Here is a 25,409-nt window from a genome sequence, read left to right as displayed (position 1 = left end):
GAAGTGAACAGTCAGACTTATTCATTATGAAAGTGAGACACGATGTGATTAGTTCAGCTCATTCTCCTCAATAATCTTATCCGACAGCTTTAACTGCTCACTCACATCCTTCACTTGATTTCGGCAGTACTTCATCTCGACCTTTTTCTCAGTCGATACATCATAGCAGATACCTTCGCCAGATGCTTTCGTCAAATCCGCTTCATAGTAATAGTCCTTGTAGCGGAACGAACCATCATGGAAGCCCGTCAGATTCGGTTGATCATCGACGAGGGATTGACCCATCATATAGGACGTTTTGAGATTCAACAAATCAATGATCGTTGGTGCGATATCGATCTGTCCGCCATTCTCTTTCATGACCCGACCGGTTTGCTGGTCGGGTTTTTTGATGAAGAGCGGGATGCGGCGCTCGAGTTCAAAGGCAGCAACGGGAGACGATACATCTGCCTTTTTGCGCATCTCACTGCCTTCATTGACGAGTCCACTATCGTGATCGCCATAAAAGATGACGAGCGACTGATCCCAAAGATCCCGTTGTTTCAACTCATCAATCATCTTTCCGACACCGGTGTCGACGTAATGGACGGTCTGGTAATACCGTTTCAACATTGGATCCTCATATCCGGACAGATCAAGCGTCTGATCTTCCTTGTCGATTTCATACGGTGTATGACTCGTCAACGCGACTAAAAACGAGAAGAACGGTTCTTGCAGCGTCTCCATGTGATCAATCGATTCGAGGAAGAACTGCTGATCGTTCAGCGCTATGCCGATCTTTTTTTCTTTTGAATAATCATTTTGGCTGAAGAAGTGCTTAAAACCGATGTTCTTGTAAACATCGTCACGATTCCAGAAACCTTTTTCGTAAGCGTGCATTGCTGCCGTATCGTATCCGTTCTTCTCAAGTAACGCAGGTAGCGGCTCAAATTCATTCGTCGGATATTGCGTATAAACGGAACCTGATTTCAACGGGTAAAGCGATGTGTTCGTGATGAACTCAGCGTCCGAAGTTCGTCCTTCATGTGTCTGGTGGTAAAACGACGAGAAGTAGAGCGATTCCTTTTTCAACTGATTCAGGTTCGGCGTTACTTCTTCGCCATTAATGGTCTGGTCGATGACAGAAGCCTGGAACGACTCGAGTTGCACTGAAATGATGTTCGGTGTCTTTTTCGCACCGGTTGGATTCGTCTGCTCCTTTTGGTTGATGCGCTGTTGCTCCTGAGCCGTCAATCCGTCGCTCGGTCGCCCGGTCACGCCTTTGAAAGCGTCCCACCCGTGATAACCCCAAAAGCCGAACAGGTAGTAGTCACGCATATCGGAGATTGTTGCCGTCGGTTGACGATCTTCCGTTAGCGTCCGGTACGTCAGCAGCGAGGCAGACAAAATAATGCCACTGACTGCAAGGAGTCCAGCTGTCCGGCGTCGTGTTTGCGCTGTCGTTACCTCCGGTCGTTTGCGGAAGACAAAGAGCAGTACCATGAAAATCAAACTATCAGCGAACAAGAGGAAGTCTTGCGGTACGATCAAGGCAGTGAAGCCGCTACTGACGTCACTCATCTGCGTCATCTGTGAGAGGAGCGAGACGGAGAGGAAGTCCTCGAAGTAACGGTAGTACCACATGTCGGAAGCCAGCAGAAAACTGTGTGCCAGCAGTAGACCGAGCCAGACCCAGCGGCGTTTATTCCACGGAATCAGTAACGTCCAGCTCGACAGGATCAGCATCCCGGCCAGGTTCATGAGTGTTAAATGGAGCGAAAGATCGGTTTTTGTAAAATAACTAAATAGCATGAACTTTAGCATGCCAAGTAACAGATAAAGGGTATAGCGAATCGCCATGGTCAGTACTCCTTACGTGTGTCGTCAATCGGTCTTTACCCTAAACGGCAAATCGAGGAACGCATAGATGTGGGAAGTATACAATCTGAAGGTGAAATGGCGATTGTTTCTGAATCAGGCAAAAATAGAACTATTACCAAGACAGGAAGTCATGTTCGCTCGTTTCATGAATTAATCGAGGAATTGGTTTGAATTTCCTCTTGAATTCAAACAATTGACGTTAATTTGCGCGGAAAGCGGGAATAGAAAGCGTGTACGTCCATCGTCCGTCACTGTCTTTTAAAAAAGGAGCGAAGTCATGTCAAACGTGAAACTAGCGGTCATCTATTACAGCGCAACCGGAACGAACCATCAACTTGCCTCATGGGCAAAAGAAGCGGGAGAAGCAGCAGGGGCGGAAGTCCGTCTTGCGAAAATCAAGGAGACAGCCCCAGCAGAAGCGATCGCTTCGAACCCATTGTGGCAAAAGCATGCGGAAGCCACACGTGATATCGAAGAAGCGACACCGGATCTGCTCGACTGGGCAGATGCGATTATCTTTAGCGTCCCGACACGTTACGGTCATGTTCCAGGACAATTCCAACAGTTCCTCGACACGACAGGCGGACTGTGGGCACAAGGCAAACTCGTCAATAAAGTCGTCAGTGCGATGTCGTCGGCACAGAATCCGCATGGCGGTCAGGAAGCGACTGTTCTCGCAGTTTATACGACGATGTTCCACTGGGGTGCAATCGTTGCGGCACCAGGTTATTCGGATCCTGTCTTGTTCGCAGCGGGCGGAAATCCATATGGTACATCGGTCACTGTCGACCAAGACGGTAACATGGTTGAATCCGTCGAACCAGCCGTGCGCCATCAAGCGAAACGGACGGTTGAAGTGGCAAGCCGTCTTAACTCATAACATTACCTAATTCAAAAAGCGCCGAAATGCTGATTCGCATTCTGGCGCTTTTTCGTATGCATCATGTATGTTGTGTCAACGGAAGTTCGACTGTGAACGTCGAGCCTTGTCCTTCGATCGACTCGACATGGATTTCTCCATCATGTCCACGCGCAATTTCGCGACAGATCGAGAGCCCAAGACCAGTACCGCCGATTTGACGAGTATCCGAGTTGTCGACACGATAGAATTTTTGAAACAGGTTACTCATCGCGGAAGCTGGAATTCCGATGCCCTCATCTTGAATCGCGACGGTGACACGTGACGCGTGTCTCGTCAGTTGGATATCGATCGTTCCACCAGCTGGTGAGTATTTGATCGCATTGTTGATCAGGTTACTGAACAATTGACGAATCTTCTTCGCATCCCCTTCGACGATCAGCGGTTCGACGTTTCGGAATATTTCAATCGCGTGGGAAGAAGACGACAGGCTATGCAACTGTTTCAAATCACGAATCATCGCGACGATATCGAACGGTGCCATCTCGTATTCCTGGCGGTTCGCTTCCATCCGTTGCAGGTCGAGGAAGTCATTGATCAACAGCGAGAGGCGTTCTGTTTCCGAATGGACAGCTTCGAGATACTTCTTCTGTCGCTTCGGTGGCAGGTCACGCTGAATCATCAGCTCAGTAAAGCCATAGATCGACGAGAGTGGTGTCCGCAGTTCGTGCGAGATCGTCGAGACGAGTTCGTTTTTGATCCGGTCAATCTCGACTTCATTCGTCACGTCACGTAAGACGAGTAGAATCCCGCGGAATTGTCCACCATAATGAATGCTCTCGGAATACGTCTTGATGAAGCGTCGCTCGTGATCGATCGAGAAGGTGATTCCTTCACCGATTTCACGCTGAACGAACGTCTTTTTCAAGTAACGTTCGAATTCCGGTAGTTGGTCGACGCGATGCTTGAGTTGAACGATGGACGGAGTGATGTTCATCAGTCCGTTCTCATCGAGACTTTCATCAACTGGGTGATCGAACAGGTCAAGCAACGGTCGGTTGATCAATTGAATATCGCCTTCAGGTTCGATATAGACGATCGATTCACGGATTGAGTTCAATAGTCGCGCCGTTTTTTCCCGTTCGCGTTCAATCTCGTCGAACGTCCGCATTCGCAAGAGTGACAATGCCAGTTGGCGCGCGAAGGCGGCTAATTCTTCCTGCTCGTAACGATCAAACCGATCCTGATCGCGGGACAAGAAGATATAGGCGATGATTTCATTTTGACTTGGATCAAGAACCGGTGTGACAGCGCGTGCGACTTCGTCCTCGAACTGTGTATGCGGTCGTCGATCTTGTCGCGACTCACGCAATAACGGCTCAATCGTTGGCATCCAATCCTCGACTGTGAGCGGTGTCTGTGGATAAAAGACGATATCGATGACTTTTGTTCCTTCTTTAAAGATCAGTGCGCCTTGATTAGACTGCGTGATCTCAACCATCTTTTGGATGACAGAAGGATAAGCGCTGATGCTATCGCGCGACGCCAGTGTCTCCGTCAATTGATTCCGTAGACGCAAGTGGGACTCGTTCCGTTGCGTCAGTTTTAAGGCATCTTCGAGATTGACGTTCGTTGACATCAATTGGTGTTTGTTTTCAATCAAAGCTGTCGCCATCTGATGGAACGATTTACTCAATTCACCAATCTCGTCAGCACGGTTGAGTGGAATCAACGGTAACGTATGCTCACCGCTTGCAAGAAGTTTACTCTCCTTGCTAAGAAGATGGATCTGTCGCGTCGTCCGTTCGATGAACGGGCGGACGATCAGCAAGATGACGAGGAACAACACGATCAGATTGACGAGCCAAATCCACTCGGCATACTTCGCTTGGGTGACGAGTTGTTCCTTTGCACCAAGTTCTTTCGCACGGAGACTACTCCGGTAGTTCGTGAACGTACTCTCCATCGTGTTGATACTTTTACGCATCGTCTCACTGTTTGAGGCATTCATCTTGAATTTCCGATTCGGGTCCCGTGGTACTTCTGGCATCATCGCCTTCAGACTTGGCATCTGCAAGAAACGTTCGTCAATCGTGCCTGACTGCTTCGCTTGGACATATTTAATCAGGCTTGGCATGACGAAGTTCGTATAAGAGTTATAGAGCGACCGAATATCAGACGCATAGATTTGATCCGCTTTGTAGAGACGATTTTTCTCAAACCAAGCGGTCTGTTGTTCAAGCGATGCTTTTTTTTCATCGATCACGTCAAGAACGGCGTCATCACCGAAGACGATATAGCCCCGCATCTCGTATTGAAGGGACTGCCAATCGTCCCAAAGTTTCGTCGCTCGATCTTCACGTAAGCTGATCGCATCGAGCTCTTGTTTCGCATCCGTGACTTGATGGTTCGTATAAAAATAAGCAGCCAGGGAAGAGATCGATAGTGTAATAAGAATGAGATAAAACGACGACATGATCTGTCGGCTGATCTTTTGATTGAACCATTTTCGCATATGGATTATGGATGCTCCTTTGTGTATGTAAATTAAGCGTCGATTAGATGTATTACGTTGGAATATTTGTTACCGTAATCGTACATTTTTTAGACGAATAAATATAGTCATAATGCTTAAAATATCTTCAAAGTAAGAGATTCAGGTTCACAAAGAAAACAAAGAACGACAAAAAAAGCAGAACGGGATCTTACTCCCATCCTGCTTCGATGCCTATTAATGATGTTCAACGACGATCTTCCCAATCGTTTTTCCGCTCTCGACGAGACGGTGTGCTTTTTTTAGATTGTCGGCGTTCATGCCGATCAATGTCTGTGTCACCGTCGTCTCAAGTGTATGCTCTTCGATCCATGCTGCGACTTGTGTCAGAATCTCATGTTGACGGATCATGTCCTCTGTCGCAAACAGCGGACGGGTGAACATGAACTCCCAGACGAACGTCGCACTCTTTTGTTGGAGCGCACTCAAATCGAGTTTTTGATCCGTCTCGACGATGCTACAGATTTTTCCTTGCGGTGCAACTACATCGACCATTGCCTCAAAATGTTGGTCCGTCGCATTGAGGCAGAAGATATAGTCAACGTACTGATAACCAAGGGCTTCAAGCTGAGGACGGAATGCCTCGTGGTGATTGATCGTATGATGTGCACCGTGTTCCTTCGCCCAATCAATCGTCTCGTCACGCGACGCCGTTCCGATGACCGTTAGTCCAGCGTGATTTGCGAGTTGCGTCGCGATTGAACCAACACCACCAGCGGCTCCGATGATGAGAATCGTCTTCTCGAGATTCGACTTAGCATCAAACGTCAATCCGAGACGATCGGTCAATGCTTCGTAAGCTGTCAGCGTCGTCAACGGGAGAGCAGCGGCTTCGCTAAAGGTCAACCGTTCCGGCTTTTTGGCGACGATCCGTTCATCGACGATTTGGAAGTCACTGTTTGACCCTGGGCGCTGAATCGCACCGGCGTAATAGACTTCATCACCGACTTGGAAGAGGGAGGCATCATCGCCGACTTCAACGACGACTCCGGCTGCATCGTAACCGATGACCTTCGGCGCGTCTTCATCTTTCCCGTGAGCACGGACTTTCGTATCGACCGGGTTGACGGAGACGGCTTTAATCTCAACTAAGAGATCGTGTCCCGTTGCTTCCGGGCGTGGTAGTTCCAAATCAATCAGACTTTCGTGTTCCGTTAGTGGTAAGTGTCGGTGGAAACCGACAGCGGACATGTTCGACATCTACAATCATCCTTTCCAGATAGGAATCGCTTCTCTCCATCTGTTCCACGCTCGCTTCGTCTTAAAACCAGTTGCGAAACTTTGAAAACGGATTTCCCTTCTGTCGTCAACGGAAGAATGCTGGATAGATATGGTAGCATATGAGAGTAGCTATCAACTTTTGAGAAGGAGCGATTTTGTATGTATGACGTCATCTCTCTACCGGCAGGACCGACTCAAGTCACGATTGAACGTTACCTCGTCCATGCGCATCCGCACCCCCGTCCGTATCGACCCGCGCGTTTGATTGCCTTACGTCAAAGTGGTGGTGTCATGCATCGACTGTATCGCACGGAGCGGGAAATCGTGCTCTCTCCGCACGAGGCACTCGCCCCACAAGTCCAGCGGCTCTCGTTCTCGCAACAGGAGCGTGTCCTTGCATATATCGAAGAACGTCGCGCGAGCTTCGGTTTTGATGAAGGGGAGGAATACAAATTTTACTTACTCGAAGTGGCATACGAGCTCCGTCATCTGCCACGAACGGATCGACCGATTCGGGCGCATACGTACTATCAACTGGATGAGCTGTTGTCGGGTCGACCGCTTGTCTTGCGAGCTAGAAGTCAAGAGCGCTCCACATGAGACAGAAAAACGGAACATGAAAAAGCAGTCCGCCTTTCCTGACGTTCATCGCGAGGAGGGCGGACTGTTTTTTAGAGTGCCGGAGTTGGCGTCGGTGTGACACCGGTCTTCTTATAAGCTTGATCAATGGCAGTCCGGATTTCCTTGACGGAGCTACCTTTTTGATAAGCGACAATCGACTGTGCTGCGATATCGAGACACGTGCCGCACGTAATGCCGTGTGTCGTCCAGGTCGTGGAAGTAGCAGTCTGCTCTTCGATGAAGCAGTCATAGTTGCTTGTATGACCAGCAGATTCGCCGCAACCGCAATAACAAGGCATCTTCTTCAAGAGATCAGGATGTTTAGCGACGGAGCGGTAAATCGTCTGGATCGACTCATCCTGTTCGTTCAGAAAAGCGGGTAACGTGTCTGGTCCCACGGTCTTCTCGAGTTGATCACCAACACCGTGGCTGGCATGGTCAGCATGATCTCCGTGATTCGTCTGTTCTGTTTTTGGAGCACCCGTTTGATCAGCTGTTCCGCATGCAGCGAGCAACAGGCTGATACTGAGGGGAAAGGCGTAACGATATAGTCGTGTTTGCATAATGTGCCTCTCTTTCATCGTCTTGCCTTCATTATAAGGAAAGCAAAACGATGAAAGCATGACAATTTGTTGACGCTTACTTGGCGAGTGCTTCCGTGATCGTCTCGATGTTTGTTTGCATCATGCTGTAATACGTATCACCGTCTTTTCCAGGTGCGCCAAGCGAATCGGTGAAGAGTGTGCCACCGATCGGAACGCCAGTCTCCCTTGAGACGGTTTCCATGCTCCGTCGATCGACGCTTGTTTCGACGAATAGGACAGGGATATCTTGCTCCTTGATCGTATCAACGATCCGGCGGACTTGTGCCGGAGTTCCTTGATCATCTGAGTTGATCTCCCAAATATAATCCGCTTTGACGTCATAGGCGGTTCCGAAGTATTTGAAGGCTCCTTCGCTCGTTACGAGATGACGTTCTGCTTTCGGAATAGCGGCAAACTGCTGTTTCGCTTCCTGATCAAGCGTCTGCAGTTTTTCGATATAAGCATCGGCATTTTTTTCGTAGTCGGCTTTGTGCTTTGGATCTTCCTTGATTAATGCCTGCTTGACGTTTTCGACGTAGCGGATCCCATTGCTTACGTCGAGCCACGCGTGCGGATCGGTCTCCGATTCCTTGCCTTTCGTCGTCAGGTATTTCGGTTCGACGCCTTTGCTTAAACGATAGACGGGCGAGTCAGACGAGTCTTTGCCAGTCGTTGCCCGTAGTTTATCGAACCACGCACCGCCGGCTTCCAGGTTCAACCCGTTGTAGAAGACGACGTCAGCATCTGCCATCGCTTGTACGTCTGCTGGAAGTGGATCATACTCGTGCGGGTTTGCCCCGATCTTGACCATGCTGTGGACATCGACATGTTCACCGCCGACCTCACGTGCGAGGTCAGCGAGAATTGAATACGTCGCGACGACCTTCAGCTTTCCATTATCTTCTGCTGGTGTCGAACAAGCAGCAAGTAAGACCGTGCTGAGGAGGACGAACAGAAAAAGTTTTACTTTCATACAGTAGACTCCTTTCGTTTCCGGTGACTCATCAGACCGTGACGTGGTGAGAAGACGAAGACGAGTGCGAACAACGTCGTCGCGACGAGGACGATCGACGCACCGGAAGATAGATTATAGGTGAAGCTGAAATACAGTCCGACGATGGAGGACAGCGTACCGAATCCTGCCGCTAGGAACAGCATCCTTGAGAGACGGTTCGTCAGTAAATACGCGGTCGCTGCTGGTGTGATCAGCATCGCGACGACGAGGATGATGCCGACGGTCTGAAGTGAAGCGACGGTGACGAGTGTCAGTAACGTCATCAGTCCGTAATGAATCCAACGCGTCGATAGTCCATAGGCTTGCGCCATCGTCGGATCAAACGAGCTGATCAGCAACTCTTTGTAGAACAAGAAGATTCCACCGAGGACGATCAATCCGATGATGACGGTCATCCACATGTCGCTCGGACGGACCGCGAGGACGTTGCCGAACAGAATGTGATAGAGATCGCTACTGCTACGCAAGAACGAGATCAAGATGATCCCGAGGGCGAAGGCGGATGTGAACATGATTCCGATTGCCGTATCGTTCTTGATGCGACTGTTCTGGCTAACGAAGCCGATTCCGAGTGCGGTCACGAGTCCTGTGACAACGGCGCCGACCAAGAAGTTGATCCCGAGTAGGTAGGAAATCGCAACACCAGGTAAAACGGCGTGCGAGATTGCGTCCCCCATCAATGACATTCCGCGAAGGATGATGAAACAACCGATCACACCACAGATGATGCCGACCATGACGGCGGTGATCATCGCTTTTTGTAAGAACTCATACTGAAGTAATGCCTCGATGAACGTCATCCTCGTCCCTCCTTGCGTCGTTCGAATAGGGGTAAGCCATATGCTGGTTCGAGCCATTCCGGTGTCAAGATATCAGACGGCGGACCGACAGCAATCAGTTGTTTGTTCAACAGCATCAATGTGTCGAAGTAGTCCTCTGCTTTATGCAAATCATGGTGGACGACGACGATCGTCCGCTCTTCGGCTCGGAGTGTCCGTAAGAGTTCGATGATCATCTGCTCACTCACAACATCGATGCCGACGAACGGCTCGTCCAGCAATAGTAGCTCTGCTTCTTGGGCAAGGGCACGCGCCAGAAAGACCCGTTGTTGCTGTCCACCTGACAGCTCACCGATTTGGCGTTCGGCATGATCGGACATACCGACGCGCTCGAGGCATTCCATCGCGAACGCTTTTTGGGTCTTCGATGGTCGTTTGAATAAGCCGAGCTTCGGATAACAGCCCATCAACACGACATCCTGCACACGAACCGGGAAGTCCCAATCAATTGCACTTCGTTGCGGGACGTAAGCGACGCGTGACCGGACGTCTTCGAGTGATTGGTCGAGCACGCGTAACTGCTCGATCCGAGCCGGGATCAGACCGAGGATGGCTTTTAAGAAAGTGGATTTACCGGCACCATTCGGTCCGATGATACCAATCAGCGAAGCGACCGGAAGACGGACGGATACATCGGCGAGTGCATGGGTATCAAAATAGGAGACCGTGAGACGTTTAACATCAAGGGCGTACATGAATGCTCACTCCTTTGGTTTTATGGTATAGAGAAGGAAAGTTTCCTTAGGGCAAAAAGTAGATTAAAAATTTTTGATGATTCATTACTAGAGAAAGATTCGGTCTACTAATAATGTTTCCTTAAGGAAAACTTTAAAGCCGTGAGAAACAGTTGTCAACTGTTTTTCGATATCGATCGCGAATCAACTCGTGCTAAGATGAAAAGGCAGAATCGTATGGGGGTGAGGAGATTGCGTCAGACAGCAGAACAACAATGGAAGTGGCTATTGCTCGATGCGCTCGCGAAGGAAAAGCGAGAGCAAGCACAGCAAGTCATCGAAGAAGTCTATCCGTATGACATCGCGCAAGTATATGAAGAATTAGGAGAAGACGATCAGGCACGACTCCTCGATTATCTCGATCACGAACGATTGGCAGATGTGCTTGAGGAGCTCGAAGGAGAGCAACGTCTTGCCGTCTTGCGTCGTTTAGACGTCGAGCGCGCCGGGCATGTCCTCGATTTAATGGAAAACGATGATGTCGCGGATTTACTGGAGGAACTGGGACCAGAAGAAACTGACCGTTTGCTTGGTAGCATGCGGACAGATGAGGCACTGATCGTCCGCAATCTCTTGACGTATCCACCGGAGACAGCAGGGCGTTTGATGACGAACCGGTTCATCTGGGTCGTAGAGGATTTCACGGTCGGTGAGACGGTCGAGAAGATGCGTGACTACATCGAATACTCGGAGACGATCAATTACGTGTACGTCGTCAATCAACTCAGTGAACTCGTCGGTGTCATCTCATACCGGGACGTCATCTTAGCTGAAAATACGGAACGAATCAGTGATGTCATGGAGACGAAGGTGATTCGAGTCGCAGCAGAGACTGATCAGGAAGAGGTCGCGCAATTGTTCGAACGCTACGATCTCGTTTCGCTACCGGTCGTCGAAGGCGATATTCTCGTCGGACTGATCACGGTCGATGATGCACTCGATGTCTTACGGGAAGAAGCGAATGAAGATATCGAGAAACTCTCAGCATCCGGTAAATCAATCGATTTCGAGACGAAGCCGTGGATTGCTGCGACCCGTCGCTTACCGTGGCTCGTCTTGCTACTGTTCATCGGGCTCGTCTCCGGATCAATCATCAGCCAGTTCGAAGAGACGCTCTCAAAAGTCGTCGCGCTTGCCTTCTTCATGCCAATGATTGCTGGGATGACCGGAAATACCGGTACCCAATCGCTCGCGGTCGTCGTCCGCGGATTGATCACGCGTGAAGTCGATAAGCGGGTCGCGACTCGATTAATCTTGCGGGAACTCTGGGTTGGTTTAATCATTGGTGTCATTTGTGGCATCTTGATTGCCGTCATCGCCTACGTCTGGCAAGGGAGTGCCGTCTTGGGTCTTGTCGTCGGCAGCTCGCTCGTCATTACGTTGATTTTTGGGACACTTGCTGGAACGATCATTCCGCTCATCTTGCATCGTCTAAAGATTGACCCAGCAATCGCATCTGGACCATTGATCACGACGTTGAACGATATCTTGTCGCTCCTCGTCTACTTCGGGATCGCCACGGCATTCATTAGCCGCTTGATGTAAAAAAAACCGAACTGATTCACCTTCGTCAAGAGGAAGGGAATCGGTTCGGTTTTTTCATGTGTGATCATTCGTCGTCCGAATCCAGATCGCGAGTGGACCAACATCGTCAAAGCCGGCTTCAAGCGCCGTGATCAGGTGATCACCATACTCGTAACCGACGAGCGATTGACCGGGAAAATGTGCTGAACTCAAACGTGCGATATCATCCCATAAGCGTTCGTCGAGGTAATCGGAGTTGACGTACGTCAGTCCGGTCGTCACTTGATTCGAGTAGGCGATGCAACTTGCTTGTTGCGCCTCTGAATAGAAGAAGCGGACAGCGGGATGCTGCCATAACGTTGTGGGCAACTCCGGTGTTGCTTGGATTGCTTGGAAGCGAGTAAACTGCGTGGCATCCGTGACGACAGACCAATCGACGGGAAGAGCGCGACGATCGAGTATGGCGGGACGGGTCATCCATTCCGCTGTGAACAGGTGACTGAGACTAGCGCTTGAGAAATCATAGCTCGCCGTACAGTCCTTGATGCTGTACACGTCGGTTGCATTAATTCGCTGATGAGGAAGGCGAACCATCAGTTCCGGATAATAACTTGGAACGCTTCCTTTAGCGAGCCAGGTCGATTCGGTTTCTGTCACCTGGCATCCGACTTGTTCACAAACAAGGCGACACCAATCGAAATTGTTTTGGATGGCAGATTGACGCATGCTTGATCCCCCCCTTAATCCTCTTCCGGTTGTTTAATCAAAACGTATGACAAGGTAGCAATTAACGTCAAGAACAACCCGCAGCCGATCGTGATATACGCCATCGTGAAGACCTTACCGAGCGTCGTCGTCGGGATGAATGTCGGATGCCCGACCGTACTCAGTGTCGTGATGCAAAAGTAAAGCGCATCGATGACCGAAAGGTTTTCTTCCGTACTATAGAAGATCGTCCCAGAGACGATTGTCAACAAACAAAGGATCAGTAGTCCGCGGAAGTAAGACAAGTGAAAGGCGCGGCGCAATCCCTTGAATAGGCGTGAAAAAATCGTCAGTACAGATATCATCGAATCTCTCCTTTAAGATCGGTGCGTCGAGTCCATCGTATCATGAATAAGATAATCATTCTTTCCGGCATGTTTGACACCATCTATCACCTGATCAACCTGTAAGTTCAAGCGAAGAGGCATTTTTCTTGAATGGAGGAAGAACATCCCATAAGTAAGCGAACGTGAATAAGCTGAGCAGTTAGTGTTGCGGATGTGATGGATTGCGTAAAAATATATCAATCGACATGTAGAACATGATGAAGGTCGGAATCAGATAGACGATCGTAAAAAGAAACAAGGATGGCATGGCGTTCCGCCCTTCTAGATAATTTTTAGTTAGATAGTCTCAGTATAGTGGGCGAAGATTGCTTAGGCAGATTGAAATTTCAAAGAAAGGGAAATCAGTCGAGATTTAATGTCAGCCGTCGTATTTTGGCGAGCCCTTCGAGACCTGACGGATCATGATGCGTCTTATGGGCGACGAAATGTTCATCGGCTTCCGTCGTCCGGATTCGTAACGGACGTTCGTCACGGTGGACGACCTCGAAGATCACCTCAGCCAGAGCTTCTGCCGATTGGCGATCGGCATGTCGCGTCCGGTACGTCTGCAAATAAGCCGTGATAATCGGCTTAAAGTCGTCTTCGTGTAAGCCACCCGTCCGTTCAATTTGATCGAGCACAGTTGCAGTAAAGTTCGTCTCGACGGCGGCTGGTTCAATCAGGGTGACGTCGATATTGAAGTACGGTTTATAGTAGGTCGCAAGACTTTCGAACAGCCCTTCGATCGCAAACTTACTGGCACAATACAGTTCATTCATCGGTTGACCGACGAGACCACTGACGCTTGAAGTCGCGAGTAAGTGACTACCGTCCGGTGCTTGTTTGAGTAAGGGGAGACAAGCTTCGATCGTTCGGATGACACCGAAGACGTTTGTTTCGAAGAGTTGCTTGATTTCATAACTCGTCGCTTGACCGAGTGCGCGCAGCAAACCATGACCGGCATTACAGAACACGACGTCGAGATGATCGACTTCCTGTTCAATTTGACGAACGGCTGCTTTCACGCTTGTTTCATCCGTGACATCAAGCGGCAAGAAGGTAAGCGTTGGTAACGACATGGTCATTTCGTCTGGACTCCGGACACCAGCGTAGACGAACCATCCGGCGTCTGCGAATCGCCGCGCCGTCGCAAGACCGATACCGGAAGAAGCACCCGTGATCAACATCGTTTGCATATCAATTCCTCCGTTCTGAAAGTAGTTGTCTTCTATTATTTACCCGAATTACCGTTGAACTATTTGCATTAAAATTGCATATTGTAATGAAAAAACTTAACATAAAGAAAAAGGAGGCGGGAATCGATGGGGCAAATCGAACGGTTGCAACAGATGCGGGAATGGATCAAGACGAGTCCTGAAATTTCGCTCGATCAATTGATGCAGGAGTATCAGATTTCACGAGATACTGCACGTCGTGACGTCATCGTCCTCGAACAAGAAGGGGAGATCATTCGCGTTAAGAATGGATTAGTCCGTGCTGGTGGAACGCTTGCATATGAACAGCGGACAGAGAAACCGGAAAAACGGCGAATCGGACAGCGTGCAGCGCGTCACGTCCAAGCGAACGATCGCTTATTGCTCGATGCTGCAACGACGGTATCTGAGATGGCACGAGCACTTCCGCCATATTCACTACAAGTCATCACGAACTCCCTCGACATCGCAGACTATGTCGGAGCTCGCACGGATATTGAGCTGTACGTCACGGGAGGACGTTTCGACCGGCATGCACGCAGCTTAAGTGGAATCAAGACGGCAGACGACATCCTGAATTATCAAGTTGATTGTGTTTTTCTTGGAGCATGTGGATTGACGGAAGAAGGACTTTTTGCGGAACAACTCGAAGAAGCGGTCGTAAAGAAAGCGATGATTCGAAGCGCGACCCGTGTCATTGTCCTCGCAGACCATACGAAATTCAATAAGCGTTTTTTGCATAAGGTCTGTGACTGGGGACAAATCGATGTGCTCGTCACCGATCAAGTACCAGACGCAACGTGGCAAGAACGACTAGATCATTATCATGTCGATCTCGACGTGACAGAGGAGGAAACAACATGAACCCGATTCAAACGACGCTCGTCGGATTCGGCTTTTCAGCGGTGACGTTCCACGTTCCGTTCTTACAGGCATTACCGGCATTTGAAGTGACACAAGTCGTCTCCAGTCGACCGGAACAGGTAGCGCGCTATTTCAGTGAGGCGACGGTCGTCGCGACACTTGCTGAAGCCTTGCAGGATGAGAACACGGAACTCGTCATCATCACGACACCAACGGCACTCCATTTCGAAATGGCAAAACAAGCGATTGAAGCAAAGAAGCACGTCCTACTCGAAAAGCCGGCCGTCGTGACGATCGAAGAAGCACTGGCGCTGCAAACGTTAGCGAAACAACACGGCGTTCAAGTCGCCGTCTATCAAAACCGTCGTTTTGACGGTGACTTCCTGACACTTGAACAATTGATGGAAATGAACGAGATCGGCGACTGGCAAGTCATCGAATCACGCTTTGATCGCTATCGCCCGGTCGTTCGGGAACGCTGGCGGGAACAAGCGGGAAGTGGCGCCGGCATCCTGTTTGATCTCGGCTCACACTTACTCGATCAATCACTTGCCTTGTTCGGAGAACCGGAAGCACTGACGGGCGACGTCTACCTGCAACGTGACGGTGCTGTCGTCGATGACGGTTTCCATATCACGCTACATTATGGTACACGTCGTGTCATCCTTCGTTCGACATCCTTCATCCAAGGACCAACGCCACGTTTCGAGTTTCATGCGACACGAGGCAGTTACGTCAAATATGGAATGGACCCGCAAGAAGGACGGCTTGCGAAAGGTCATCCGGTGAACGAACAGCTCGGTGAAGATGAAGTAGATTCCTACGGTTACCTTCAAATCGCCGATCAGCCCGTCGAGCGTCTCGCGACACTTCCAGGCAGTTATGCGAAGTTTTATGAACAGTTGGCGGAGGGACTTCGCGGAGGACGAGTACCTGTCGATTTACGTGACGCAGAAAAAACGATGCGTTTGATTGAAGCGGTGCGCATCAGCAGTGATGAAGGACGACGCCTCTTACGAAAGGAATGGGATGCATGGAAGAATTGAAGGTGTTGCTAGCGGAAGAGGACGAACTCGTCTTGACGTCCTTGACGAATACGGAAGCGATCGGGATGGGACATGAATTGATCGGACGAGCGATGAAGGAGAACTTATCGATCGCCGTTGAAATCAAACGGAATGGACAGCGTTTATATTACGCGGCGCTCGACGGTACGGCACCGGATCAGGAAGAGTGGATCCGCCGGAAATCGAACGTCGTCTTGCGGCATGGCTATAGCTCGCTCTACATGCGTCGGTATAATGAAAGTAAACATCGCTCGTACCACTCGATGTATGCCGTTTCGCCAGCTGATTATGCCGATGCCGGTGGATCGTTCCCGATCCGGATCGAAGGAGTCGGTGTCGTCGGTACGATCACCGTTTCCGGTCTATCGCAGGAAGCGGATCATCGCCTCGCGACGGAAGCGTTGCGCTTACTTAAGAGACAACAGCTGGGGCAATAAGGTATTTATAAAACACAAGTGTTGATTCTCGTGCAAGACTTCGCTTTCCGCGGGCGGAAGGCGAGCCTCCTCGCCGCATTCGCGCCTACGGGGTCTCACCCATTCCGCTTTTCCCGCAGGAGTATTCGTCTTGCACGTTCATCAACGGATCGTTCGACACGAAAAAACCGAAATGCTGAAGTAGATCCACTTCAGCATTTCGGTTTTTTTATGTTCTATTTGATAGATCATGAGAAACAGTCGGACTCACGTTGTTCACGCGACTCCTACAGGAAAAAGCGCAAGATATTGCGCTGTCAGAGACAAACAAGACCCGTGTCGGCTGTCACTGACAGCCGAGACTGGCTTGTGTCTCGCCTGAGGAAAGCGCGTGAACGAATCGTGAGGACAATCGTCACGATGCCATTGAATCAGATGAAGCGGACACGTCTTTGCGTGTGTTCCCGCGATAGACGAAGTAAAGCGCAGCCAGCATCGCAAGCAGACCAAGCAGAAGTTTTCCATCGAGCGGCACGACGACGCCACCGAATGCACCGATGTGGTCGATGACCATCCCTGCTGCGAGTTGACCGATGACAGTCGCGATACTAGCTGCCGTGACACCGATTTGCGGAACAGCAAGAATCGTCAGGAATAGATAACTGACCCCAAACAGGACGGCACTGAGTTGCCAACGTGGTGCTTCGAGCAAGAGCAAGACGTTTCCTTGACCAAAGAACAGGATGGCGAGTGCGAGAATCAGCATCCCGGTGAAGAAAGTCAGGAACGTACTTTCTAGAGCCCCTGCCTTTTGACTGAAGGCACCGTTGATCGATGACTGCGCACTCAGCATCACGCCGCCGAGTAATGTAAAACCGAGTAATAGAATATTCACGAGCGAACCTCCTTAAAAGATAAGAAATAGAGCGACGAGCATCAAAGCAGAAGCTGTCAGCTTGTCACGATTGATTGGACGTTTCGGACTACCGAGCCAGCCGTAATGTTCAATGACCATGCTGGCAATCATTTGTCCAATAATGACACTGATCATGGCGAGACCGACACCAACGAGCGGGATGCTGATGATCAAGATCGTCAAGTAGATACTACCGAGTAGACCACCGAGCAAGGTCCATTTCGGTGCGCGGAATGTATAGCCGAGTGAACCTTTTCCGAAGAAGAGGACGATCAGTCCGATGATGATCGTACCGGCGAAGAAATTATAAAAGCTACTTTCGAGTTTTCCGACGAAGTTCCCGAGCTCACCATAGATGGCCCCTTCGACACTGAGTGCGATACCCGCAAGTAACGCGAGTACGTAATACACGATTTTCAACAGAATTCATCCTTTTACGAATCTAAATATCGGGAAATGTCGATATGTAAGGCGAGGAGAACGGATCAAAGTTCTCCTTTGAGGTACGCTGCGAGCTCCTGGATTTTTTCTTCATTTCGCCGGTAATACGTCCATTTGCCGTGACGTTCGGATTCGAGCAATCCGACTTTTTGCAACATCGCAAGATATTGGGAGACGGTCGATTGAGATAAGTTCGCCTTCTCTTGGATATCTCCGACGCAAATGCCTCCCTTGTCCGACAGATTCGTCGCGAGATGGGCCGTCGGTTTATTGAAATGAGTCTCGGGATCCTTGAGCCAGCGTAAGATATCAAGACGTACCTCGTTCGATAATGCCTTGAATAGATCCACTTGATTTGTCATACGCTTAAACTAATCGATGATTCTCGATATGTCAATCCAAGACACTTAAGGTTGAACGAATGCATGCTTTAAAAGTCGATGTGTCACTTTGGTTACCGTATACGGCTCAAAACCGAAGCGTTCATAAAATGTACTGGCATCGTCCGTATAGAGCCAGAGCTCGGAATACGTCAACAGCGCTTCTGGGATGATTTTCTCAAGCAGTTGCGTACCGACACCGTGATGTCGCATTTCCGGTAAGACATAGACATGACGAATTCGACCGACGTCGTTCGTGTCGGTTTGTTTCATATAACCCCCGCACGCAATGACGTGTCCGGACAGAGATAAGGCAACGAACAATGCCTCACCGTCCTCTTGGAACGTCTCGTTTCGTCGTTCACGTAGCATCCGTTCGATGAAGGGATAGCCTTCCTGTGTACTCTTTGATAAGATTGGTAACCAGTTGAAGTCATCAAAATCGTTGACCCGTTCGATTGTCATCTCCATCTGTCATTCCTCCTTCTTCTCCCTTGGATATTCCTTTTTCGGGAGTAGGAAAAACACGAATCGAGAATCAATTCGAGCTTTTTTTAAATAGAGACTGGATTTTTAAAAGCCGTTTTGCGTATAATGAGAAGTAATGGATTGAACGCAAATGAAAGGAAGTGGCCGTCACAATGAGCCTCAGCCGTTTAAGTAAAGAAGAGATTACTGATCTTTCGCTGATCGAATTCGTCAACGAAATGTTGCAAGAAGCTGGCGAACAGCCAATCACGTTCGATGACATCACGTCAGAAATCGAAAAGTACCATACGTTTACAGATGAAGAAGACAAGTTCGAGAAACTTGCTCAACTCTATACAGACATGAACATCGACGGAAACTTCGTCAACGTCGGAGCAAATCGTTGGTCACTCCGCGCTTGGTATCCGTTCGATAAGTCGGATGAGGATCTCGTCATCGAAGCGCGTCAACGTGGAGAACTCGATGAGTTTGAAGAAGAGTTCAACTATGATGCAGAAGAAGACGAGTTCGAGACGATCGAAGACGATCTCGATACATTCGCGAAAACAGCGGACTATGATTCAGCTGACGACAGCGAAGACGATGATACGTTCAAAAAAGTCGCAGCCATCGATGATCTCGATGATGATCTCGACGAAGAAGACTTAGAAGACTTCGAAGAAGAAGAGGAAGTCTAAGCACGATCAACCACAACTGTACAGCTGCTATTTCCCTATAGAAATGGCAGTTTTTTCGTTGACGGCTGACGAACGAGCACGGAAATTTTTCTTTGAAAAATTAGGCTTGACGAAGTTTTCCGAATGACGTAAGTTAGTCATGGGCTTCTTTAAGCAACGTGCTTATTTCAGCAAAAGTGTCTCCTATTCCAATGGGGGCACTTTTGCTTTTTTGTTTTTACCACCTCTGTATTGTTGAGATGTGAATTAGGGAAGGGAGTAATATTTAACATGACAAAGTATATTTTCGTAACAGGTGGCGTCGTATCGTCACTCGGTAAAGGGATCACCGCTGCATCGCTCGCTCGTCTCTTGAAAAACCGTGGCCTCAACGTCACGATCCAAAAATTCGACCCGTACATCAACATCGATCCGGGTACGATGAGCCCGTACCAACACGGGGAAGTATTCGTCACGGATGATGGCGCAGAGACGGACCTTGACCTTGGTCACTACGAGCGTTTCATCGACATCAACTTGAGCCAGAACGCGAACGTCACGTCTGGACGTATCTACTCGACGATCCTCAAGAAGGAACGCCGTGGCGACTACAACGGTGGAACGGTTCAAGTCATTCCGCACATCACGAACGAAATCAAGGATCGCGTCTTCCGTGCTGGAAAAGAAACGGGCGCTGACGTCGTCATCACGGAGATTGGTGGAACAGTAGGGGATATCGAATCGCTTCCGTTCATCGAAGCCATTCGTCAGGTGAAAAACGATATCGGGAAAGAAAACGTCATGTACGTTCACTGTACGCTCGTTCCGTATCTTGCAGCGGCAGGTGAGCTCAAGACGAAACCGACACAACACAGTGTCAAAGAACTACGTAGCTACGGTATCCAGCCAGACATCATCGTCTTACGTGCGGAGCACCCAGTCCCACAAGAGATGAAAGATAAAATTGCTCTCTTCTGTGACACACGTCCGGAAGCAGTCATCGAAGCACAAGATGCATCGACACTCTATGAAGTACCACTCAACTTGCAACGTCAAGGCATGGACCAACTCGTCTGTGACTACTTCAAGTTCGATACACCAGCTGCTGACATGACGGCTTGGAAACAACTCGTTCACACAGTGACGCACCTCGAGAAGACGACGAAGATCGCACTCGTCGGGAAATACGTCGAATTGCGTGATGCGTACATCTCGGTCGCAGAAGCATTGAAACACGCTGGATTTGCCTTCAACAGTGACATCGAAATCGACTGGATCAACGCAGAAGACGTGACGCGTGAAAACGTCAACGAATTGCTCGGTTCAGCAGACGGAATTCTCGTTCCTGGTGGATTTGGAGAACGCGGAATCGAAGGGAAAATCGAAGCGACACGTTTTGCACGTGAAAACAACGTACCGTTCTTCGGTATCTGTCTCGGTATGCAACTCGCGACAGTTGAATTCGCACGTAACGTACTCAATCTTGAAGGCGCACACTCAGCGGAAATCGACCCAGCGACACCATACCCAATCATTGACTTGTTGCCAGAACAAAAAGACATCGAGGATCTCGGTGGTACACTCCGTCTCGGACTTTACCCATGTAAACTCGAAGATGGAACGAAAGCACGTGCCGCGTATTCAAGCGAGCTCGTCTACGAACGTCACCGTCACCGTTATGAGTTCGGTAACGAATTCCGTGAGCAGTTCGAAGCGAACGGCATGGTCTTCTCAGGTACGAGCCCAGACGGTCGTCTCGTTGAGATCATCGAGATTCCAGAACACAAATGGTTCGTCGCGTGTCAATTCCACCCAGAATTGATCTCACGTCCAGAACGCCCACAAGCGCTCTTCCATGACTTCATCCAAGCTTCACTTGGTGAATGAAAAGAAAGATAATCAAAGACGCGGTAACCTTCAGCATTATTGAAGGTTACCGCGTCTTTTTGATTGATTAGATTAAGAACTACATATTATAGAAGAAAAGTGTTAATCCCACTCTTCCGTCATCTCTTGTAGTTGTGTCAAGATATGTGTCAAGAGGAACGCGCAAAGGGCAAGACTCGGCAGTCCGTGACGTGAACCGTCCTCTGCCGGAAGTAGTCCCTTATTAAACTTCAATGCGAGCGGTGCAATCGAACGCTCGAGCGTTTCTGTCACGTCACTGAGTGTGACGATCGCATAAGGCGTATGCCATGCGTCATAGCGGGCAAGAGAAGCGAGAAGGTCGGAGCGTTCCGTATCTGGCGTGAAGATCAAGACACGATCGACAGCATGCAAGGTCTTTCGATCCTTGATTTTCGTAACCCGTTTCATCTGGTCCGGTCCTTCTGAGAGCATCGGATAGAGTCCTTCACATTCGCCGTAGGCATCGACGTAGACCGTGCCTTCTCCGACGAGCGCTTGTGCGAGCAGACGGACGACATCGAATAGTTCGTCTTCCTGTTTTGCGAGCGTTTGCAATTTTCCGTTGAATTGTGTAGCTAAGATTTTCATCATTTTTCTTCATCCTTTCTGTATTTCTCTCAAGGACAGTATAAAGCAAGTTTTGCTTTAGTGTAGAATGGAAATAACTAGAGGGGGAGTGGCAGAGATGAAAGGCAGATTGTTGATCGTCGAGGATGAGCCGGGAATCCGGAACTTACTTGCACAATTGTTCCGGGCAGAAGGGTATGAAACGGACGTCGCCGTCGATGGAGAGGAAGCGATCGTCTATTTACAAGAAACGGCATATGATTTGCTGTTGATGGATGTCAACATGCCGGGGCGGACCGGGATCGAGGTTTTACGTCATCAGGACCGGATCGGACGACGTGTCCGGACGATTTTAATGACGGCACTCGATGAAAAAGAAGCGATGGAAGAAGCGAAACGATTAGGGGTCGTCGCCTTCTTCGGGAAGCCATTTGACATCTTCGAATTAAAAAAAGAAGTGACTGTGCAAATTTCTCACGATGTAAGCGGTTAATCCTTCACGTCGCCGTCACAAACCAAAAAACCAAGCGAAATGCTGTACGTTCCGATGAATCAGTATGTTATAATCAGTCTGAAATTGCACGAGTTCGTGTAAGCAGCGATCAAAACAGAGGAGGATGTCATTATGCCATTAGTATCTATGACAGACATGTTAAACAAAGCTCTCGAAGGTAAGTATGCAGTAGGTCAATTCAACATCAACAACCTCGAGTGGACACAAGCGATTCTCGGTGCGGCTCAAGAAGAGCAGTCACCAGTTATCCTTGGAGTATCTGAAGGTGCAGCACGCCACATGGGCGGATTCTACACTGTCGTGAAAATGGTTGAAGGTCTCGTACACGACATGAAAGTAACAGTTCCAGTCGCAATCCACCTCGACCACGGTTCGAGCGTTGAAAAATGTAAAGAAGCGATCGACGCTGGATTTACATCTGTCATGATCGATGATTCGCACAGCCCGATTGACACAAACATCGAAACAACTAAAGCAGTCGTTGAATACGCTCACGCTAAAGGCGTTTCAGTTGAAGCGGAAGTTGGTACAGTTGGTGGACAAGAAGACGACGTCATCGGTGATGTCATGTACGCGAAACTTGACGAGTGTGTACGCATCGTTAAAGAAACTGGAATCGACACGCTTGCTCCTGCACTCGGTTCTGTTCACGGACCATACAAAGGTGAACCAAACCTCGGATTCAAAGAGATGGAAGAAATCCGTGACGCTACAAACCTCCCACTCGTTCTTCACGGTGGAACTGGAATTCCGACACACGATATCGAAAAAGCGATCTCACTCGGAACTTCAAAAATCAACGTTAACACAGAGAACCAAATCGCATTCGCGAAAGTCGTTCGTGAAGTGTTGGCTGAGAAACCAGAAGCATATGACCCACGCGTATTCATCGCACCAGGTCGTGAAGCAATCAAACAAACTGTCATCGGTAAGATGCGTGAGTTCGGTTCAAGCAACAAAGCTTAATCGACTCCTCTTTAAAGTGCGGTAGACTTCGGTCTACCGTGCTTTTTTCATATCATATGAACGTGTATTCGATGGAAAACAGTAGGACTTCTCGTGAAAAAAACCTATAATAGAGTCGTAAGCGATTTCAGGGGATGAAAGGGGAACGAGAAAGATGAGATTTTTCATTGACACAGCAAACGTAGAGGACATCAAGAAAGCACATAAAATGGGGATTTTAGATGGTGTCACGACGAATCCATCGCTCGTCGCTAAGGAAGGCGTCGATTTCCATACAAGACTTCGTGAAATCTGTGAAATCGTCGGAGATGTCTCTGTCAGCGCTGAAGTCATCGCGCTTGATGCAGAAGGAATGATTCGCGAAGGGAAGGAACTTGCCCAGATCGCACCGAACATTACGGTTAAGGTTCCAATGACTCCGGCCGGACTCGAAGCGGTCGCAGCACTTTCAAAAGAGAAGATCACGACGAACGTCACATTGATCTTCAATCCGAACCAAGCATTACTCGCAGCCCGTGCTGGTGCGACATACGTATCACCATTCCTCGGTCGTCTAGATGACATCGGTCAAGATGGAATGGGCCTCGTCGAGACGATTGCTCAAATTTTTGTCGTACATGATATTCCGACACAAATCATTGCGGCATCGGTCCGGAACCCGGTTCACGTGACGAACGCTGCTCTTGCGGGCGCAGACATCGCGACGATTCCATTCTCGGTCATCGAGTCACTCACACACCACCCACTCACGACGCAAGGAATTGAAAAGTTCCTCGCGGACTGGGAAAAAACGCAGCAATAATCGTAGCGAAGAGAAAGGTTGATGGAACGTGGACATTTTGCATATCGTAGGGCAACAACGCCTAGAAGGAACCGTATCAATCAGTGGTTCGAAGCAAAGCGCCATTCCGTGTCTTGCTGCAGCTCTACTGACGGATCAGATGGTCGTTCTAGAAGGCGTGCCGGAAATTGGCGACGTCGCGACAATGATCGAGATTTTGGAGACGCTCGGCGCGGTCGTGACACGTCAAGGCGATATGGTGACGATTGATCCAAGTCGGGTTGAATCGATGCCGTTAACTGGTGCGGAGACGCGCAAGTTACGCGGATCGATCTACCTTATGAGCGTTCTGGCGGCCAGATTCAAACAAGGAGTCGTCGGTCTGCCTGGGGGTTATGCGATCGGACCACGACCGATTGATTTACACATCAAAGCACTGGAGCGTCTCGGTGTTTCCGTACGTAACGAGCAGGGCGTCCATTACATGCGCGTTGACCGTCTCGTCGGAAACCGAATCTATCTCGATCTTCCGTCATTCGGAGCGACGATCAGTGCTTTACTCGTCGCTGTCTTCGCTGAAGGAACGACTGTCATCGAAAACGCTGCCTATGATCCAGAAGTCATCGACGTCAGTACGATGCTGACGAACATGGGAGCAAATGTCAAAGGGGCAGGAACGGATGAGATTCGAATCAAAGGTGTCTCACGCCTGAGTGGTTGCCGGCATACCTTGATTCCAGACCGGATGGAAGCAGGAACGTTTTTGACGATGGGCGCTGCACTTGGGCGCGTCACCGTCGATAACGTCATTCCGCTTCATCTCGAGAGCGTTATCCAAAAACTCGAGCGGTATGGTGCGTTGATCGAAGTGACAGATGATTCCGTCACGGCGACATTCCAGGAGGCGAAGCCGGTCGATATTCGTGTCTTCCACTACGGTGGATTCCCAAGCGATCTACAACCTGTCATCTCGGCAGCGTTGTTGCAAGCGAAAGGAGCGAGTATCGTTGTCGATAAGTTGTACCCGCAACGTTTCCGACATGTACAGGAGTTGCGGCGCTTAAACGCCCGGATCACGCATGAAGACGCTTCGATCATCATTCGTGGTGGCGAATCCTTACTCGGTACGGAAATCGAGGCACCAGATCCACGCGGTGGCGCAGCACTTGTCTTGGCGGGACTTCTCGCTTCAGGGGAGACGACATTGCACCACGCGGAAGTGCTTGACCAGAGTTACGAACGATATGATCAGAAGTTGAAGGAACTAGGCGCCCTCGTATGGCGTGAAACGATTTGACCGATTTGTAACAAGGGAGAGGGGACATACA

General features: G+C 49.4%; 27 protein-coding genes. 12 read left to right on the top strand and 15 right to left on the bottom strand.

The features are described from left to right. Positions 1-48 precede the first annotated feature (48 nt). Positions 49-1,839: an LTA synthase family protein gene (locus B4C70_RS06665; protein ID WP_290777765.1), complete on the bottom strand. Its 1,791-nt coding sequence runs from the start codon at positions 1,837-1,839 to the stop codon at positions 49-51. A 298-nt stretch (positions 1,840-2,137) separates the two neighbouring features. Here B4C70_RS06665 and wrbA point away from each other — a divergent pair, with 298 nt between their 5' ends. Beyond that, entirely contained in the window at positions 2,138-2,740 is a 603-nt protein-coding gene (gene wrbA, locus B4C70_RS06660) for an NAD(P)H:quinone oxidoreductase (RefSeq protein WP_035410786.1), read from the top strand. A gap of 61 nt (positions 2,741-2,801) precedes the next feature. Here the strand turns inward: wrbA and B4C70_RS06655 are convergent, their stop codons facing one another. Continuing rightward, positions 2,802-5,234, bottom strand: a complete 2,433-nt coding sequence (locus B4C70_RS06655) for a HAMP domain-containing sensor histidine kinase (protein ID WP_290777763.1) — start codon at positions 5,232-5,234, stop codon at positions 2,802-2,804. Positions 5,235-5,450: 216 nt separating this feature from the next. Further along, positions 5,451-6,464: a zinc-binding alcohol dehydrogenase family protein gene (locus B4C70_RS06650; RefSeq protein ID WP_290777799.1), complete on the bottom strand. Its 1,014-nt coding sequence runs from the start codon at positions 6,462-6,464 to the stop codon at positions 5,451-5,453. Positions 6,465-6,653: 189 nt separating this feature from the next. Between B4C70_RS06650 and B4C70_RS06645 the strand changes: the two genes are divergently transcribed. Next, positions 6,654-7,094 (top strand): hypothetical protein, encoded by a 441-nt coding sequence (locus tag B4C70_RS06645; RefSeq protein ID WP_023469579.1) that lies wholly within the window; start codon positions 6,654-6,656, stop codon positions 7,092-7,094. Between the two features lie 71 nt (positions 7,095-7,165). On the opposite strand, the gene B4C70_RS06640 is transcribed toward B4C70_RS06645, so the two are convergent. From B4C70_RS06640 to B4C70_RS06625, 4 genes are all read right to left on the bottom strand, one after another. Next, entirely contained in the window at positions 7,166-7,678 is a 513-nt protein-coding gene (locus B4C70_RS06640) for a PCYCGC motif-containing (lipo)protein (RefSeq protein ID WP_290777761.1), read from the bottom strand. Between the two features lie 76 nt (positions 7,679-7,754). After that, a complete protein-coding gene (locus B4C70_RS06635) occupies positions 7,755-8,672 on the bottom strand; it encodes a metal ABC transporter substrate-binding protein (protein WP_290777759.1) in 918 nt (305 codons plus the stop codon). Beyond that, the gene (locus B4C70_RS06630) at positions 8,669-9,514 is read right to left on the bottom strand and encodes a metal ABC transporter permease (protein WP_290777756.1); all 846 of its coding nucleotides are present in this window, start codon (positions 9,512-9,514) and stop codon (positions 8,669-8,671) included. The genes B4C70_RS06635 and B4C70_RS06630 overlap by 4 nt, the downstream gene beginning before the upstream one ends. Next, on the bottom strand, positions 9,511-10,248 hold the full coding sequence (locus tag B4C70_RS06625; RefSeq protein WP_290777753.1) for a metal ABC transporter ATP-binding protein: 738 nt from the start codon (positions 10,246-10,248) through the stop codon (positions 9,511-9,513). Before B4C70_RS06625 ends, B4C70_RS06630 begins: the two co-directional genes overlap by 4 nt. 231 nt (positions 10,249-10,479) lie before the next feature. Here B4C70_RS06625 and mgtE point away from each other — a divergent pair, with 231 nt between their 5' ends. Continuing rightward, complete coding sequence (mgtE, locus tag B4C70_RS06620; protein WP_290777750.1) at positions 10,480-11,832, top strand: magnesium transporter; 1,353 nt, start codon at positions 10,480-10,482, stop codon at positions 11,830-11,832. Positions 11,833-11,886: 54 nt separating this feature from the next. On the opposite strand, the gene B4C70_RS06615 is transcribed toward mgtE, so the two are convergent. From B4C70_RS06615 to B4C70_RS06605, 3 genes are all read right to left on the bottom strand, one after another. After that, on the bottom strand, positions 11,887-12,537 hold the full coding sequence (locus B4C70_RS06615; protein WP_290777748.1) for a hypothetical protein: 651 nt from the start codon (positions 12,535-12,537) through the stop codon (positions 11,887-11,889). A 14-nt stretch (positions 12,538-12,551) separates the two neighbouring features. Beyond that, positions 12,552-12,881 (bottom strand): potassium channel family protein, encoded by a 330-nt coding sequence (locus B4C70_RS06610; protein WP_214852064.1) that lies wholly within the window; start codon positions 12,879-12,881, stop codon positions 12,552-12,554. Between the two features lie 383 nt (positions 12,882-13,264). Beyond that, positions 13,265-14,098 (bottom strand): SDR family oxidoreductase, encoded by an 834-nt coding sequence (locus B4C70_RS06605; protein ID WP_290777743.1) that lies wholly within the window; start codon positions 14,096-14,098, stop codon positions 13,265-13,267. Between the two features lie 126 nt (positions 14,099-14,224). Between B4C70_RS06605 and B4C70_RS06600 the strand changes: the two genes are divergently transcribed. The 3 genes from B4C70_RS06600 to B4C70_RS06590 are packed head-to-tail and all read left to right on the top strand — an operon-like array spanning position 14,225 to position 16,484. Further along, positions 14,225-14,980 carry a DeoR/GlpR family DNA-binding transcription regulator gene (locus B4C70_RS06600; RefSeq protein ID WP_290777740.1) on the top strand — a complete coding sequence of 252 codons (756 nt, stop codon included), beginning with the start codon at positions 14,225-14,227 and terminating at the stop codon, positions 14,978-14,980. Next, entirely contained in the window at positions 14,977-16,026 is a 1,050-nt protein-coding gene (locus B4C70_RS06595) for a Gfo/Idh/MocA family oxidoreductase (RefSeq protein ID WP_290777737.1), read from the top strand. Before B4C70_RS06600 ends, B4C70_RS06595 begins: the two co-directional genes overlap by 4 nt. Beyond that, positions 16,014-16,484, top strand: a complete 471-nt coding sequence (locus B4C70_RS06590; protein WP_023469567.1) for a heme-degrading domain-containing protein — start codon at positions 16,014-16,016, stop codon at positions 16,482-16,484. Before B4C70_RS06595 ends, B4C70_RS06590 begins: the two co-directional genes overlap by 13 nt. A 394-nt stretch (positions 16,485-16,878) precedes the next feature. On the opposite strand, the gene B4C70_RS06585 is transcribed toward B4C70_RS06590, so the two are convergent. The 4 genes from B4C70_RS06585 to B4C70_RS06570 all read right to left on the bottom strand — a co-directional run bounded on the left by B4C70_RS06585 (position 16,879) and on the right by B4C70_RS06570 (position 18,671). After that, on the bottom strand, positions 16,879-17,358 hold the full coding sequence (locus B4C70_RS06585; RefSeq protein WP_214728413.1) for a DMT family transporter: 480 nt from the start codon (positions 17,356-17,358) through the stop codon (positions 16,879-16,881). Between the two features lie 12 nt (positions 17,359-17,370). Further along, the gene (locus B4C70_RS06580) at positions 17,371-17,799 is read right to left on the bottom strand and encodes a DMT family transporter (protein ID WP_023469565.1); all 429 of its coding nucleotides are present in this window, start codon (positions 17,797-17,799) and stop codon (positions 17,371-17,373) included. 65 nt (positions 17,800-17,864) lie between these two features. After that, positions 17,865-18,182: an ArsR/SmtB family transcription factor gene (locus B4C70_RS06575; RefSeq protein ID WP_023469564.1), complete on the bottom strand. Its 318-nt coding sequence runs from the start codon at positions 18,180-18,182 to the stop codon at positions 17,865-17,867. A 45-nt stretch (positions 18,183-18,227) separates the two neighbouring features. Continuing rightward, entirely contained in the window at positions 18,228-18,671 is a 444-nt protein-coding gene (locus B4C70_RS06570; RefSeq protein WP_286949545.1) for a GNAT family N-acetyltransferase, read from the bottom strand. Between the two features lie 170 nt (positions 18,672-18,841). Between B4C70_RS06570 and rpoE the strand changes: the two genes are divergently transcribed. Together rpoE and B4C70_RS06560 are read left to right on the top strand one after the other, a co-directional pair. Further along, a complete protein-coding gene (gene rpoE / locus B4C70_RS06565) occupies positions 18,842-19,366 on the top strand; it encodes a DNA-directed RNA polymerase subunit delta (RefSeq protein WP_023469562.1) in 525 nt (174 codons plus the stop codon). Positions 19,367-19,636: 270 nt separating this feature from the next. Continuing rightward, positions 19,637-21,232: a CTP synthase gene (locus B4C70_RS06560; protein ID WP_023469561.1), complete on the top strand. Its 1,596-nt coding sequence runs from the start codon at positions 19,637-19,639 to the stop codon at positions 21,230-21,232. Between the two features lie 102 nt (positions 21,233-21,334). On the opposite strand, the gene B4C70_RS06555 is transcribed toward B4C70_RS06560, so the two are convergent. Beyond that, the gene (locus B4C70_RS06555; protein WP_035395788.1) at positions 21,335-21,844 is read right to left on the bottom strand and encodes a DUF2529 family protein; all 510 of its coding nucleotides are present in this window, start codon (positions 21,842-21,844) and stop codon (positions 21,335-21,337) included. Between the two features lie 94 nt (positions 21,845-21,938). Between B4C70_RS06555 and B4C70_RS06550 the strand changes: the two genes are divergently transcribed. From B4C70_RS06550 to murA, 4 genes are all read left to right on the top strand, one after another. Next, positions 21,939-22,313, top strand: coding sequence for a response regulator (locus B4C70_RS06550; protein ID WP_214728409.1), 375 nt, complete (start codon positions 21,939-21,941; stop codon positions 22,311-22,313). A gap of 132 nt (positions 22,314-22,445) precedes the next feature. Continuing rightward, positions 22,446-23,300, top strand: a complete 855-nt coding sequence (fba, locus tag B4C70_RS06545; RefSeq protein ID WP_214728407.1) for a class II fructose-1,6-bisphosphate aldolase — start codon at positions 22,446-22,448, stop codon at positions 23,298-23,300. Between the two features lie 154 nt (positions 23,301-23,454). Next, on the top strand, positions 23,455-24,102 hold the full coding sequence (fsa, locus tag B4C70_RS06540; protein WP_023469552.1) for a fructose-6-phosphate aldolase: 648 nt from the start codon (positions 23,455-23,457) through the stop codon (positions 24,100-24,102). Positions 24,103-24,130: 28 nt separating this feature from the next. Continuing rightward, positions 24,131-25,378, top strand: coding sequence for a UDP-N-acetylglucosamine 1-carboxyvinyltransferase (gene murA / locus B4C70_RS06535; protein ID WP_214728405.1), 1,248 nt, complete (start codon positions 24,131-24,133; stop codon positions 25,376-25,378). Positions 25,379-25,409 lie beyond the last annotated feature (31 nt).

The organism is Exiguobacterium sp. UBA5002 (assembly GCF_002396765.1).
In the GTDB taxonomy this organism is placed as follows: domain Bacteria; phylum Bacillota; class Bacilli; order Exiguobacteriales; family Exiguobacteriaceae; genus Exiguobacterium_A.
This window is presented reverse-complemented; position numbering and strand designations above follow the sequence as displayed.

Excerpts from the sequence above, each read along its gene's own strand:
- B4C70_RS06610 (WP_214852064.1), bottom strand. The coding sequence starts at position 12,881 with ATGATATCTGTACTGACGATTTTTTCACGCCTATTCAAGGGATTGCGC.
- B4C70_RS06590 (WP_023469567.1), top strand. The coding sequence starts at position 16,014 with ATGGAAGAATTGAAGGTGTTGCTAGCGGAAGAGGACGAACTCGTCTTG.
- fsa (WP_023469552.1), top strand. The coding sequence starts at position 23,455 with ATGAGATTTTTCATTGACACAGCAAACGTAGAGGACATCAAGAAAGCA.
- B4C70_RS06625 (WP_290777753.1), bottom strand. The coding sequence starts at position 10,248 with ATGTACGCCCTTGATGTTAAACGTCTCACGGTCTCCTATTTTGATACC.
- B4C70_RS06645 (WP_023469579.1), top strand. The coding sequence starts at position 6,654 with ATGTATGACGTCATCTCTCTACCGGCAGGACCGACTCAAGTCACGATT.
- B4C70_RS06605 (WP_290777743.1), bottom strand. The coding sequence starts at position 14,098 with ATGCAAACGATGTTGATCACGGGTGCTTCTTCCGGTATCGGTCTTGCG.
- wrbA (WP_035410786.1), top strand. The coding sequence starts at position 2,138 with ATGTCAAACGTGAAACTAGCGGTCATCTATTACAGCGCAACCGGAACG.
- B4C70_RS06615 (WP_290777748.1), bottom strand. The coding sequence starts at position 12,537 with ATGCGTCAATCTGCCATCCAAAACAATTTCGATTGGTGTCGCCTTGTT.
- B4C70_RS06555 (WP_035395788.1), bottom strand. The coding sequence starts at position 21,844 with ATGATGAAAATCTTAGCTACACAATTCAACGGAAAATTGCAAACGCTC.
- B4C70_RS06595 (WP_290777737.1), top strand. The coding sequence starts at position 14,977 with ATGAACCCGATTCAAACGACGCTCGTCGGATTCGGCTTTTCAGCGGTG.
- rpoE (WP_023469562.1), top strand. The coding sequence starts at position 18,842 with ATGAGCCTCAGCCGTTTAAGTAAAGAAGAGATTACTGATCTTTCGCTG.
- B4C70_RS06560 (WP_023469561.1), top strand. The coding sequence starts at position 19,637 with ATGACAAAGTATATTTTCGTAACAGGTGGCGTCGTATCGTCACTCGGT.
- B4C70_RS06600 (WP_290777740.1), top strand. The coding sequence starts at position 14,225 with ATGGGGCAAATCGAACGGTTGCAACAGATGCGGGAATGGATCAAGACG.
- B4C70_RS06665 (WP_290777765.1), bottom strand. The coding sequence starts at position 1,839 with ATGGCGATTCGCTATACCCTTTATCTGTTACTTGGCATGCTAAAGTTC.
- B4C70_RS06570 (WP_286949545.1), bottom strand. The coding sequence starts at position 18,671 with ATGGAGATGACAATCGAACGGGTCAACGATTTTGATGACTTCAACTGG.
- B4C70_RS06655 (WP_290777763.1), bottom strand. The coding sequence starts at position 5,234 with ATGCGAAAATGGTTCAATCAAAAGATCAGCCGACAGATCATGTCGTCG.
- B4C70_RS06650 (WP_290777799.1), bottom strand. The coding sequence starts at position 6,464 with ATGTCCGCTGTCGGTTTCCACCGACACTTACCACTAACGGAACACGAA.
- B4C70_RS06640 (WP_290777761.1), bottom strand. The coding sequence starts at position 7,678 with ATGCAAACACGACTATATCGTTACGCCTTTCCCCTCAGTATCAGCCTG.
- B4C70_RS06575 (WP_023469564.1), bottom strand. The coding sequence starts at position 18,182 with ATGACAAATCAAGTGGATCTATTCAAGGCATTATCGAACGAGGTACGT.
- fba (WP_214728407.1), top strand. The coding sequence starts at position 22,446 with ATGCCATTAGTATCTATGACAGACATGTTAAACAAAGCTCTCGAAGGT.
- B4C70_RS06630 (WP_290777756.1), bottom strand. The coding sequence starts at position 9,514 with ATGACGTTCATCGAGGCATTACTTCAGTATGAGTTCTTACAAAAAGCG.
- B4C70_RS06550 (WP_214728409.1), top strand. The coding sequence starts at position 21,939 with ATGAAAGGCAGATTGTTGATCGTCGAGGATGAGCCGGGAATCCGGAAC.
- B4C70_RS06635 (WP_290777759.1), bottom strand. The coding sequence starts at position 8,672 with ATGAAAGTAAAACTTTTTCTGTTCGTCCTCCTCAGCACGGTCTTACTT.